Source organism: Lentzea albida (assembly GCF_900111005.1).
GTDB classification, from domain to species: domain Bacteria; phylum Actinomycetota; class Actinomycetes; order Mycobacteriales; family Pseudonocardiaceae; genus Lentzea; species Lentzea albida.
In genome coordinates, this window is the sequence record NZ_FOFV01000001.1 from 959399 (window position 1) to 973738 (window position 14340).

Sequence of the window (14340 nt, forward strand, 5' to 3'; positions counted from 1 at the left end):
TCACGCGTGATTCTCCTCACCCGTTCGGCCTATAGGTATCTCCGGCTTCGTCAGTCACGCTTCACGCCGACATAACTTAGTTCGCGTGTCGTCGGGGGACATGCGCGAGCCTGGGGGCCCACCTTGTTCAACCGCCGCCGTGCGGTGAGTCAGTCGCGCCTGCGCACGTCCAGAAACGTCTCCGCAGCCCTGCTGTCACTCGCCCTGACCGCCACCGTGGTGGCCGTCGTCGCCGACCAGCCGCCGACCCCCGCCGCACCGCAGCCCGTCACCGAGGCGCCGGACACCGGTACCGCGTTGATGGCCGCCCGCGCGCAGGGCAGGGAGGTCGAGGCGCTCAACCTGCGGACCTCGACGCGCGAGGTGTTCGCGCAGCCGGACGGGCAGCTCAAGGCCATGCTGTCCACCACCCCGCAGCGCGTGCGGCGCGACGGCGGGTGGGCCGCGATCAGCACCGATCTCACCCCGGTGGACGGCGGCGTCTCGCCCAAGGCCACCGAGGTCGGCCTCACCTTCTCCGACGGCGGTGAGAAGGAGCCGCTCGTCCGGTTGGCCAAGGACGGCAAGACGTTCGAGCTGTCCTGGCCCGGCACCCTGCCCGCGCCGAGGCTCGACGGCCCGGTCGCGACCTACACCGAGGTCCTGCCCGGTGTCGACCTGCGGATGATCGCGCGCAACGACGGCTACCAGCAGCTCCTCGTGGTCAAGAACCGCGAGGCGGCCAAGGAGGTCGCGCGTGTCCGGTTCGGCGTGAAGACCGACGGCCTCACGCTGAAGCCCGGCGACAACGGCGCGTTCACCATGGTCGACGCGGCGGGCGCGAAGGTGTTCGAGGTGCCCACCTCGCTGATGTGGGACTCGAAGAAGCAGGAGAACCCGGAGGCTCCGCGCACGGACAAGCAGGTCGTCGGCGTGGAGCTCGCCGCCGACGCCCTCACCCTGGTGCCGCACCAGGGCATGCTCACCGACCCCGCGACGGTCTACCCGGTGTACGTCGACCCCGGACCCCACGTCGGCACCAACGACGGCTGGACCACGGTCTACGACGACGGCACCCACGAGATGCGTCAAGGCACGCACTGGAACGGGTACGACACCCAGGCCGAGGACCCGAACGCCTGGTGGATCGGGATCAACCCCACCGCCAGGTCCGGTCGCGCCTACGGGTGGAACCTGAGGACCAGGACGTACTTCCAGTACTACACCGGCTTTCTCGCCGGCAAAGACATCTCCTCCGCGAAGCTCGACGTCGCGGTCGTGCACTCGCCGACGTGCAACGTCACGCACAACCACCGCCTCTACCAGTCCCAGTGGGACGTCGGCTCGGGCACGAACTGGAACAACCAGCCCGCCGACTGGGGCGTGATCAGCGAGATCGGCATCCCCTCCGTCTACGGCAACTGCTCCGGCCACAAGTACCTCTCGTTCACGGCGAACAACTTCCCCGACCAGATCGACAAGGGCGGCAACTCGACCTTCTCGATCCGCGCCGCCGACGAGAACAACCAGGACTTCTGGCGGAAGTTCAACCCGGGCGAGTCGAAGCTCGTCGTCTACTACAACGGCACCCCGAACACGCCGACCGAGCCGTCGACCAACCCCGACCCCCAGGCCTGCGCCAACTGCGAGGGCATGCCGTGGGTCGGCGACTCGACGGTCCAGCTGCGCGCGCGACTGTCCGATCCGGACGGTGACCAGGTCAACGGTGTCTGGGACGTCTACGACGACGTCGTTCCCGGCGATCCCGCGAAGCAGAACAAGCGCGTGTTCTCGTCCGGCCCGCACGGTTCTGGTTCCCTGGCCGCAAGGGACGTCTCGTTCACCGGCGTCGAGGACAACCGCCTCATCACGTGGTTCGTGGCGGCGTCCGACGGCGCCAAGCAGAGCGGCTACGTGATCGGGCCGAAGCAGTTCCGCATCGACCGCACCGCACCGGTGAACCAGCCGGACGTCACGAGCCTCACCTACCCCGCGGACAACCGCTGGCACGGCGGCACCACCGTCCCCGGCAAGTTCACCTTCACCGCCAAGGACGCCGACACCGACAGGTTCGAGTACTGGTGGGGCGGGGACACCAAGCCACCGCAGTTCGTCAACGCCGACCGGCTCGGCGGCACCGCGTCCGTGACGCTGCCGCCGCCGGGCGACGGTCCGCGCGACCTGTTCGTCCGCTCCAGGGACAGGGCGAACAACCCCGGCCCGACGAACACCTACCACATCTACGTCCGCGCGGGCAGCGGCGCGATCGCTCAGTACACAATGGACGGCAACGTCAACGACAGCGCGTACCTGGGCGACCGCCACGGCACCACGCACGGCACGACGAGCTACACCACGGGAGCCTCGGGTTCCGCACTGGCGCTCGACGGCATGGGCGGCCACGCCACGGCACCCAACTCGGTCCGCACCGACTCGAGCTTCAGCGTGTCCGCCTGGGTGCGGCTCGACGGGAGCCTCGACCAGTGGTGGCGTTCCGCGGTCAGCCAGGACGGCAACGTGGTGTGCGCCTTCTGCCTGCAGTACCAGGCCGACCACCGCCGCTGGTTCTTCGTGATGCCGCAACAGGACTCCGCGAACCCGACCGCCTGGGCGGGCGTGAGGTCGCTCGAGGAACCGACTCTCGGCGCCTGGACGCACCTCACCGGCACGTTCGACGCGGAGACCAAGCAGGTCCGGCTCTACGTCAACGGAGTCCTGCAGGGCACCTCGCAGGCCACCTCTCCGTGGAACGCCGCGGGCGTCCTGCGCATCGGCCAGGCCAAGGCGCAGAGCACGTTCGTCAACAACTGGCTCGGCGCGATCGACGACGTGCGCACCTACGACCGCGCTCTCAGCGAGACCGAGGTGCGCGGCGAGGTCCGGCGCGACAACGTGCAGGCCGGCCACTGGCGCTTCGAGGAGGACCTCGCCGGCGTCGCGCGCAACTCCGCCGCCAACGGCGAGTCCGCGGCGTTGTCCGGTGGTGTCTCGTTCTTCGAGCAGCGTTCCCAGCCGAAGGACCACGCGCTGCGCTTCGACGGCTCGGGCCAGGTCCGCACCACGGGCCCGGTCGTGCGCACGGACAAGAGTTTCAGCGTCTCGGCCCACGTCACGCTCACGGACACGAACGACCCGATGACCGTGCTGTCCCAGGACGGCCCGGACTCCAGCGGGTTCGTGCTGCAGCAGAAGGACGGCCGCTGGCAGTTCGGCATGACCGAGGGCAACGGCAGCACCGCGTGGAACGTGCTCGCGCAGACCGGTCCCGCCACCGCGGTGGCGAACACGCCGACGCACCTGGCTGCGGTCTTCGACTCCGGCACCAAGAAGGCGACGCTCTACGTGAACGGCCTGCAGGCCGCGGTGAGCGCGGCCGCGACCAAGCCGTTCTGGGACTCCGCCGGCGCGTTCGTCATGGGCAACGACCAGCAGGGCGCCGCGCTGCGCGGTGACCTCGACGACGTCCGGGTCCACAGCAGGACCCTGGCGGCCGACGAGATCGCCGACATCGTGGAGCTCGACGCCGGTCCGCTGCGCCAGTGGCGCCTGGACGGCGACGGCGTCGACGCCTCGGGCTACAACGGCACCGCGTCACTCGGCGACCCGGTCAGCTGGGCCGGCGGGCAGAGCGAGAACTCCGACCCGAAGGACCTCGGTGTTCGCCTCACCGGCGTGCCTGGTGCGTCGCTCTACGCATCACACGTCCTGAACACGTCACGCAACTTCTCCGTCAGCGCCTGGGCACGGCTCGACAAGCTCGTCGACGGACAGTCGCCGACCGTGTTGTCCCAGGACGGCACCACGACGAGCGCGTTCCAGCTCCAGGCGACGCCCGACGGGCACTGGGCGTTCACGATGTACGAGACCGACCAGGCAGGCGGCGGCCGCCGTGACCGCGCGGTCGGTGCCGTGGCCCAGCTCGGCATCTGGACCCACCTGGTGGGTCAGTACGACGCCGCACGCGACGTGATGACGTTGTACGTCAACGGTGTTGAGTCCGGATCCGCCGCGCACCCGAACGCGTGGAACCACGCGACGGGCCAGTTCCGCATCGGCAGGGGCCTGTGGAACAGCGGACAGGCCGACTACTTCCCCGGCGCGATCGACGACGTCGAGGTGCACAACCGCCTCCTGTTCGCGGACGAGATCCGCGACAAGGCCGGTCGTGACCTCAGCCTCGTGCACAAGTGGCAGTTCGACGAGGGCACCGGCACCACGGCGGGCGACTCCGTCGGCGGCAAGGGCGGCACGCTGACCAACACCACCTACGCGCCCGGCCGCATCGGCAACGCGGTGTCGTTCAACGGCACCAACGCGGAGGTCTCGACCGGCGCGGTGGTCCGCACCGACGAGAACTTCACGGTGTCGGCCTGGGTGCACATGCCCAGCGCGTGCAGCACGAAGTGCAAGCGGATCGCGGTGAGCCAGGACGGTCAGCACAACAGCAAGTTCCGCCTCGGTTTCCTCAAGGACCGGGAGCACCTGGGCAACTGGGTCTTCGAGATGACCGAGGCCGACACCGACCTGACGAAGGTGACCATGGCGGCGGTCTCCGCCGTGCCGTCGGACATCGCCAAGTGGGTGCACCTCGTCGGCGTTTACGACAAGGCCACCGGCCAGGTCGTGCTGTACGTGGACGGAAGCCGCGTCGGTGAGGGCAGGGTCAACTCGACCTGGCAGGCGAACGGTGGTGTCCAGATCGGCCGGGCGAAGCTCGGGAGCGTCGCCGCCGAGTACTGGGCGGGCTCCGTCGACGACGTCCGGATGTACACGGGCGCGCAGACGAGCGAGGGCGTGTACAGCCTCTACCAGTCGTACCCGTCGCAGGACCAGCCGGCTGCGACCCTCCCGGTCGCGGACGTGGCGCACTGGAAGCTCAACGAGACCAACGGCACGACCGCGGCTGACAGCAGTGGCCGCAACAACACGGCGACGTTCGTCGGCACGGCCCCGAGCTGGATCGGTGGGCGCAGCGCGGCCGGTGTCTCGCTCGACGGTTCCACCGCCGCGGCCGAGACCTCCGGGCCGATCATCGACACCTCGCGCAGCTTCACCGCTTCCGCTTGGGCGTACGCGCAGTCCGGCATCACCGGCAACCGCGGCATCCTGGCGCAGGACGGCACCAGGCAGAGCGCGTTCGTGTTGTCCTACAACGGCGACTCGGGCAAGTGGGCGGTCGTCCAGCCGAGCAAGGACGAGGACGGGGCACCCACCACGGTGCTGGTGTCGACGGAACTGGTGAAGGTCGACCGCTGGACGCATCTCACGGTCGTCTACGACGCCGACACGAAGCAGCTCCGCCTGTACGTCAACGGTGTGCTGTCGGCGGTGAAGGTCGGCGTGGTCCTGTGGAACGCCACCGGTCCGTTCACCATCGGGCGCAACAAGTGGAACGGTGTGAAGGGCAGCTGGTTCTACCGCGGCATCGACGACGTCCGCGTCTTCAGCCGCGCGCTCTCGGCGGGTGAGGTCAACAAGATCCACGACGACGTGCCGACCAACGACGTCGGGCTCTGGAAGTTCGACGACAACGACGGCAAGGACAGCACGTGGCGCAACAACCCCGTGACGACGGCGGGTGGCGCTTCCTACGTGCAGGGCGTGATCGGCAACGCGCTCAAGCTCGACGGCAGCGGATCGGCGGCGGCGCAGTGGCACGGTGTCAACGCCCGCGACAGTTTCACCGTCGAGGCCTGGGCACGGCTGGAACGCGACGACAAGACGTACACCGTGCTCGGCCAGAACGGCACGAATGTCAGCGGTTTCGTCCTGCAGTACCAGCCTGACTCCAAGAGGTGGGTCTTCGCCGCACCCGTGCAGGACTCCGACCAGGCACCACTGGTGAAGGCGCAGTCCGCCGAGCCGGCGGTCACGTGGCGCTGGACGCACCTCGCCGGGGTGTACGACCACGGCGCCGGGCAGCTGAGGCTCTACGTCGACGGCAAGCTGGCCGGCAGCGAGTCGGGGCGGCTGTGGCCCTCCGACGGCGGGATGACGATCGGCAAGGCCAGGTGGCAGGGCAAGGACGCCGACCTCTTCGCAGGCCTCGTCGACGAGGTGCGGGCCGTGGAGGGGGCGGTGCCCGAGGCGAAGATCCTCGAGCACGCGTCGCGCCCGCTGCCGGCCGCCGGTCAGCTCGGCCGGTACGTCAGCATCAACGGCACCGGTGAGCACTACACGGGCCTCACTTCGGTGCCGCCGCTGCCCAACTACCGCTACGAGGGCGTCGCAGGTCGGCCGGTGTCGCCGACCGAGCCGAACGCGCAACGGCTGTACTCGTGCAAGTCGGGCAACGACCACTTCAGCTCGACCGCGGCGGACTGCGAGGGCGCGACGCTGATCGGCGAGACCGGAGCCGTCTACTCCGTGAAGCCGACCAACATCCCGACCGTCGAGCTCACCCTGTGCGTGGTGAACGCCGACAGGTTCACTTCCCTGGCTGCCGACTGCGAGGGCCAGACCAAGGTGAAGCGCCTCGGCTGGCTGCGCGCCTACACGCCGCTCGTCCGCTACCTCACCACGCAGTTCCCCTGGGACCACTGGAGCACCACGCAGGGAGTGCTGCCGGGCTACAAGTCCGAGGGAATCCTCGGTTACCTGGCGATGACCGGTGAGCCGGGAACCACGACGCTGTGGGTGTGCCGCGAAGGCACCGACACCTTCAGTTCGCTGGACTCGACCTGCGGCGGCAAGCAGAAGATCGGCAGCGCGGGCAACATCTGGACCTCGCCGCCGACGGGCATGGCCTCCAAGGAGTTGTTCCGCTGCCGCGCCAACGGAGTGGGCAACAGGTTCGACTCGGTCAACTGCGAAGGGCATCCGGTCGAGCAGTCCCTCGGCCACGTGCTCGTCAGCCCGCCGACCACCGCCGCAACGTTCTGACCTCTGGGGAGAAGCACCATCATGAAGCTGAAGCGCGCCCTCATCAGAGGGTTGGCGGTCTGCCTCGCGCTGACCGCCGTGACCGCGACCGTCGAACAGCAGGCCGTCGCCGCCGGGGGACCGTCGGTCAACGCGCCGGACGTGAAGTCGGTCCCGGTGACCAACGGGACGTTCGCGGCCAGGGGCCTGGACGACGCGTCCACGCGGGCGTTGCAGGGCAACCAGCCGCAGGCCGGTTCCCAGGAGGGTGGCGGCTCGTTCGCCGCGACTCCCTTCTCCCAGTCGGCGTCGTGGGAGGTGTCGAAGCAGAGCGGTGACTTCAGCTGGTCGTACCCGTTGCGGGTGCCGCCCTCACCCGGTGGGTTCAACCCGTCGCTCGGACTGTCCTACCGCTCGTCCGCTGTGGACGGTCTGACGTCGGCGACGAACAACCAGCCGTCGTGGATCGGTGACGGCTGGGACCTCTCGGCCGGGTTCGTCGAGCGGGCCTACGGTTCCTGCGCCGACGACACCACGGGAGGCACCACCCCGCCGAAGACCGGCGACCTGTGCTGGCGCAGCGACAACGCCACCGCGTCGTTCGGCGGCAGCGGCGGCATGCTGATCAAGGACGACTCGACCGGCGCCTGGCGGCTGAAGCAGGACGACCGGTCGCGGGTCGAACGGACGGTCACCGCCGGCAACGGCGACAAGTTCAACGAGTCCTGGAAGATCACCACGGTCGACGGGACGCAGTACCTCTTCGGCACACGTCCTGACTCGAAGTCGACCTGGACCGTTCCGGTGTTCGGTGACGACGCCGGAGAGCCCTGCCACGAAAGCACTTTCGAGGCTTCCTCGTGTGATCGCGCGTGGCGCTGGATGCTGGACAAGGTCATCGACCCGCGCGGGAACGTGATCCTCTACAACTACGACACCGAGATCAACAAGTACGGCAAGAACCTCAAGGAAGCGGCCGTTCCCTACGTGCGCGCGGGAACGCTGAAGTCCGTCGAGTACGGCCTGCGCGACGACGTGAACGCCCCCGCCACCGGCCGGGTCGAGTTCGGCCTCGCCGACCGGTGCGTCAAGGACAGCGAGTGCACCTTCGCGAAGAAGGAGAACTGGCCGGATGCCGCCGTCGCCGAGAACTGCGACGGCACCACCTGCAAGGACAAGTACAGCCCCACGTTCTGGTCGACGAAGCGCCTGTCGACGATCACCACACAGGTGCGCGCGGGCGAGGGCTACCAGAACGTCGACCGCTGGACGTTGCAGCACGAGTTCCCGAAGGGCGACGACGTCTACCAGGCCGCCTTGTGGCTGAAGGGCGTCACGCACACCGGCCTGGTCGGTGGCGAGATCTCGTTGCCGCAGGTGAAGTTCGAGGGAACGGCGAAGCCGAACCGCGTCGACACCCCGACCGGCGTCGGGCCGCTCAACCGCTACCGCGTCACCGGTGTCATCTCCGAGGCCGGCGGTACGACGACGATCAAGTACGCGGACCCGGACTGCGTCCCCGGAACGTCGATGCCGTCCAACCCGGAGACGAACGGCAAGCGCTGCTACCCCGTGAAGTGGGCGCCGAAGGACGGCGCCGAGCGGGAGGACTACTTCCACAAGTACGTGGTGGAGTCGATCACCACCTCGGACCGCGTGGCCGCGAGCACCGAGCAGATCGTGAAGTACGAGTACCTCGACGGTGCCGCCTGGCGCCGCAACCAGTCGGAGTTCGTCAAGGACGAGAAACGGACCTACAACGAGTTTCGCGGTTACGGCCGCGTCCGGGTGAGGTCCGGGCACGACGGCAACCCGGAGCAGCCGGTCACGATGACCGAGGAGCGCTTCTACCGCGGAATGAACGGCGACAAGCTGCCGAACAACGGCACGCGCGTCGCCAAGGTCAAGGACTCCGAGGGCGGTGAGCGCGAGGACTCCGACTGGCTGAGCGGGCTCAGCTTCGAGACCCAGGTCCACGACGGAACCGGTGAGACCGTCACGTCCAAGAGCATCTCCACCCCCACCTGGGCGGGACCCACGGCTACGCGCGGGGACTACAAGGCGTACTGGGTCGCCAACGCCTCCACCACGTCCTACACCGCGTTGCGGTCGGGCGGCTGGCGCACGACGAAGACCGAGAGCAAGTACGACGACCACGGTCAGCTGACCGAGAGCAACGACCTCGGCGACCTGGCCACCGCGTCCGACGACCGCTGCACCCGCAGCTCGTACCGGCAGGACGCCTCCAGGTGGAACTGGGCCTCCCCGCTGGAGTCTGAGACCGTGGCGGTCCACTGCGGAGAGACGGCCGTCTTCCCGCAGCACTCGCTCGGTGCCACCAAGAACACGTACGACGCCAACGGCAACGTGACCAGCGTGGCCACGCTGGACTCGCGCCCGGCGGCCGGCCCGGTCTTCACATCGGTCGTTTCGACCACCTACGACGCGTACGGGCGCTCGCTGACGACGACCGACCCGCTCGGCAACACGGTGCGCACCGAGTACACGCCCGCCACCGGTGGCCCGGTCACGAAGGTCGTGGTGACGGACCAGCTCGGTTTCAGCACGACGACGGACGTCAACCCGGCCTGGGGCGTCGGGACGAAGCTCACCGATCCCAACGAGAACGTCACCGAGGGCGAGTACGACTCCCTCGGCAGGACCAAGCGGGTGTGGCAGGCGAACCGCCCCCGTGACGAGTACCCGGACGACCCGAGCGTCAAGGTCGACTACGACGTGAGCCAGGACAAGCCGAGCTCCGTCAAGACGACGACCGTCAACGCCATCGGCGAGTACGTCAGCGGAACCGTGGTGTTCGACGGCCAGTACCGGACCCGGCAGGCGCAGAACGCCACGACGGGTGGCCGTCTCGTCGTCGACACGAAGTACGACTCGCAGGGCCGGGTGAGCCGGACGACGCAGCCGTTCTTCAACTCCGGTCCGGTGGACACCAACCTGCTGAACTTCTCCGAGACCGACGTCCCGGGGCTCACCAGGAGCGCGTTCGACGGATCGGGCCGCCCGACCGCGTCGATCTTCCAGGCCGGTGGGCAGGAGAAGTGGCGCAGCAGCACGGCGTACGGCGGCGACCGGGTGGACGTGACGCCGCCTGCCGGTGGCACTCCCACCACGTCCGTGACGGACGCGCGCGGTCAGATGACCGAGCTGTGGCAGTACAAGGGCGCCACGGCCAGCGGTGACCACGACGTGACCAAGTACTCCTACTCCGCTGCTGGAAAGCTCGCTGCGGCAACGGATGCCGCCGGCAACACCTGGCGCTGGCACTACGACCTGCGCGGCCGGCTGGTGAAGTCGGAAGACGTCGACCGCGGCGTCACCGAGATGACCTACGACGCGGCCAACCGCGTCAAGACGACCAAGGACGCGCGCGGAACGGTTCTCACCCACGAGTACGACGCCGCGGGGCGCAAGACCGCGGTGAAGTCTGGGGCGACGGTCCTCGCGAAGTTCGACTTCGACACGGCCGAGTACGGCAAGGGTCTGCCGGCATCATCAACGCGCTACGTCGGCGGCAAGGCCTACGTCAACAGGGTTCTGTCGTACACGTCGCTGAACAAGCCGTTGGCCGCGGAGGTGGAGATCCCCGACTCCGAGGGGCCGCTGAAGGGCATCTACAAGCGGTGGTACACCTACAGCCCGGACGGCACCGTCACCGGTGAAGGGCTCGGCGCGGTTCCTGCGGCGAGCATGCCGACCGAGTCGGTCGTGCACGGGTTCGACGACCTCGGCCGCCCGCGCAACACGACCGCGTCGCTGACCGGCTTGGGCACCGACAACCTCGTCAACACGACGGGTTACACGAAGCTCGGTGAGCTCTACAGGCTCGAACTGGGCAACACCGGCAAACGCACGTGGCTGTCGTACTACTACGACGACAGCACCCGCCGGATGAACCGCTACATCGTCGACGCGGAAGTCGCTTCGCCGATGCAGGCGGACGTGAACTACGCCTACGACCAGGTCGGCAACATCACCTCGGTGGCGGACACGACGCTCGGACAGGTCCCGGACCGCCAGTGCTTCCAGTACGACTACCTCAGGAGGCTCACCGAAGCCTGGACTCCGTCCGGCGGGTGTGACGCGGCCAAGTCCACCGGCACGCTGGCGGGACCCGCGCCGTACTGGCACTCCTACACCTACGACCAGATCGGCAACCGGCGCACGGAGACCCAGCACGCGGCGTCCGGCGACACGACCAGGACGTACGACTACCCGGCGACGGGCTCACCGAGGCCGCACGCCGCGAACTCGGTGACCACCACCGGCCCGGGCGGCAGCCGCCTGGACCAGTTCACGTACAACGAGATCGGCGCGACGACCAGCCGCAAGGTGGCGGGCGCCGACCAGAGCCTGGAGTGGGACGCCGAAGGCCGCGTCACCAAGCTGACAGAGGGCTCGAAGGTCTCCGAGTTCCTCTACAGCGCCAGTGGGGAACGGCTCATCCGCCGCGACGCGAACGCCACCACCCTCTACCTCGGTGACGAGGAGATCAGGCTGGCCAAGGGCGCGACCGCGCCGACCGTGACGCGGTACTACCGCCACGGCGGCCAGGTCGTCGCGATGCGCGAGGGCAAGACCAAGGTCACCTGGCTGGCCTCGGACATGCAGGGCACCGCCCACGTGGCGATCGACCGGGCGACCATGAAGGTCGACCGCCGCCGCCAGCTCCCGTTCGGCGGCCCGCGCGGCGCGGCCACCACGTTCCCCGGCGAGCGCGGCTTCGTCGGCGGCACCAACGACACGACCACCGGTCTGGTCAACATCGGTGCACGCCAATACGACGCCGCACTCGGCAAGTTCATCTCGGTAGACCCGCTGATGATGCCGCTGGACCCCCAGCAGTGGAACGCGTACGCGTACGCCAACAACTCGCCGATCACGTTCAGCGACCCGACCGGTCTCGCGTACTGCGACTACAACGTGTGCGCGGGCGACCCCGGCTACAAGGACAACGGCCAGCGCAACAACAAGGACGGCAAGTGCGTCGCGTACTGCGGCAACCCGCACAACGCGCCGCCGCCGCCGTCCAAGCCGAAGTCCACTCCCGCCTCACCCAAGATGTGCACGGCGGCGAGCGGTTACGGCTCTGCCCCTTGCGGTTCGCAGGGGAATTCGACCGGCAAGTACGGCCACACCTCGAGCGGCTACCCCGCCTGTACGGGATGTGGGCAGAAGGGAAGCGCGGCGTTCGCGCACCTGGTGCTCGACGGACTCGGAATGGTTCCCGTCATCGGCGAAGCCGCCGACCTGACGAACTGCGCCGCGTATGCGGGCGAGGGCAAGACGACGGATGCCGTCCTGTCCTGTGCTGGAGCCGTTCCGTTCCTCGGCTGGGGCGCGACGATCTTCAAGTGGGTCCGCAACGCGGACCACGTGAAGGACGCCGGTCGCGGTGTCGAGCAGGCCGTCGAAGCGGGCGCCAAGTGTGTCAACAGCTTCAGCGGGGACACGCAGGTGTTGATGGCGGACGGCTCGACCAAGCGGATCGACGAGATCGAGGTCGGTGACCAGGTCGCCGCCAGCCAGCCGGAGAGCGACAAGGTCGAGAAGCAGACCGTTGTCGCGGTCATCATCACCGACGAGGACAAGAGCTACGTCGACCTGACGGTGTCGACCCCGGAAGGGCCGAAGGTCATCCGGTCGACGGCGCACCACCCGTTCTACAACGCCACCACGGGGGAGTGGGAGGACGCGGCTGATCTCGACGCCGGTGATCTGCTCAACACGCCCGGCAACGGTCGTGCTGAGCTGGTGGCCACGCGTCATTACGCCTCGTTCATGCGCACGTACAACCTCACGGTTGACGTTGTCCACACCTACTTCGTGGTTGCAGGCGAGACGCCGGTGCTCGTCCACAACACCGGCCCATGTGACACCGGAACGGTCTGGGACGACATCGTTGGAACTCAACCTGAAATCCCAGGTACCGGTGGTGTCCCGAAATCGTTCGAACTGACGGCTGGCGGTCACAAGGTGTGGGTTCACGGCAATGTGACTGACCACTTCAGTGAAGTCGCCAAGTCGATGGAGGCGAGGGGTGCAAGTCCGGAAATGATTGGCCTCGCCTCGCAGCAGAAGTTGAAGAGCCTTCAGGAGGCCGTTGCGCAAGCGACCAGTGGAGGAGTCCCGCTCTTCCGGCCCATGACGGTCGGTGGATGGCAGCTTGAATTCAGGCAGTCGCCTGGCGACATCCTCCCGGTGCTCATGCACGGAAGATATGTAGGCTGATCCGATGTTCAAGGTGCTGGATGGTGTGGGATGCCCGGGGGCCTCGGCTTCGGCCGATCCCTGGGTGCCTCTCTCGGTGCTGTGGCAGATCAGTCTTCGGGGAGGTCCGCTTTACTGCTATGTCACAGGTGACGACGGCGGTCACGTGGAGCTCAAGGTCGATCCGGACTCCGGTGCGCTTTGTGCGTTGATCGTTATTGATCTCCCGCCACTCGTTGATCGAGCGATCGACGAAGCTCGGATTGAGCCGGGGTCGCTGTCGCCGAAATTTGACCTGGAACTCTGGGAGTGGAAGACGACTCCTGATTACAAGGAGCCCGCCAAGTACGACATCGACAAGGTAGAAGCACTTGCGCGATCAACATCAGGCGAGTTCTTTGTGCTCTGGTTTGCGCATTGCTCGGTTGACCGGTACTTGGAGTGCGGCGAGGCGCGGGTGGGTGTCTCAGGGGATGGCGAACTCGTCAACATCGTCGTTCGTCAACCTCCTGTGATTCGACCGCAATTGATCAACAGGTAAGTTGCGAAGAGCGTTCGCAGATCGACGGCTCCGCGTGACATCACGCGGAGCCGCCGCCGTGACATGAGACGAGACCTCGACCGAGGTGCTTCGCCTGCTCTGATCCCGGCAAAACACCCGTAGGCGTCTCGGCATCCCGCACCGGGCACTGGCAGGATGGAACGATCAGCGTCCGACAGAGGTGGTCCCCGTGACGAGTCCGTTCGCCAACCCGAACCGGCCCGGCGTCCCTCCCCGCCTGCCCACCCCGCCCACGGGGTGGCCGATCGGCTCGTACGCCACGTACGAGGAGGCGCAGCGCGCGGTCGACCACCTCGCCACCGAGGACTTCACGGTGCAGGACGTGATGATCGTCGGCGTCGACCTGATGCTCGTCGAACGCATCACCGGCAAACTCACCTGGGGCCGGGTACTGGCAACCGGCGCGGCGAGCGGCGCCTGGTTCGGCCTGTTCGTCGGCCTGCTCCTCACCCTCTTCAGCCCCGAGCCCGGCGTGACCGTCGGGCCGGTGCTGACGGGTCTCATCACCGGTGTGTTCTTCGGGCTCGTGTTCGCCGCGGTCGGGTACGGGTCGGCCAAGGGCAAGCGCGACTTCCAGTCCGCGTCCCAGTTGGTCGCCAACAGGTATGACGTGCTCTGCCACCCGAAGTCGGCCGAAAAGGGCCGTGACCTGCTCGCGAGGCTCGCGATGCGGCCTGCGAACCCGAGCTCTTAAAGGTCTCATAAGGTCA

General features: G+C 67.9%; 4 protein-coding genes. All 4 read left to right on the top strand.

Annotated features, from left to right (window positions below; all coding sequences use genetic code 11):
• Positions 1-144 precede the first annotated feature (144 nt).
• The 4 genes from BMY74_RS04775 to BMY74_RS04785 all read left to right on the top strand — a co-directional run bounded on the left by BMY74_RS04775 (position 145) and on the right by BMY74_RS04785 (position 14324).
• Positions 145-6861: a LamG domain-containing protein gene (locus BMY74_RS04775; protein ID WP_089909811.1), complete on the top strand. Its 6717-nt coding sequence runs from the start codon at positions 145-147 to the stop codon at positions 6859-6861.
• A gap of 21 nt (positions 6862-6882) precedes the next feature.
• Positions 6883-13089, top strand: a complete 6207-nt coding sequence (locus BMY74_RS04780) for an RHS repeat-associated core domain-containing protein (protein WP_089909816.1) — start codon at positions 6883-6885, stop codon at positions 13087-13089.
• A 4-nt stretch (positions 13090-13093) separates the two neighbouring features.
• On the top strand, positions 13094-13609 hold the full coding sequence (locus tag BMY74_RS44055; protein WP_143091444.1) for a hypothetical protein: 516 nt from the start codon (positions 13094-13096) through the stop codon (positions 13607-13609).
• Between the two features lie 190 nt (positions 13610-13799).
• Positions 13800-14324 (top strand): YflT domain-containing protein, encoded by a 525-nt coding sequence (locus BMY74_RS04785; protein WP_371927421.1) that lies wholly within the window; start codon positions 13800-13802, stop codon positions 14322-14324.
• Positions 14325-14340 lie beyond the last annotated feature (16 nt).

Excerpts from the sequence above, each read along its gene's own strand:
- BMY74_RS44055 (WP_143091444.1), top strand. The coding sequence starts at position 13,094 with ATGTTCAAGGTGCTGGATGGTGTGGGATGCCCGGGGGCCTCGGCTTCG.
- BMY74_RS04780 (WP_089909816.1), top strand. The coding sequence starts at position 6,883 with ATGAAGCTGAAGCGCGCCCTCATCAGAGGGTTGGCGGTCTGCCTCGCG.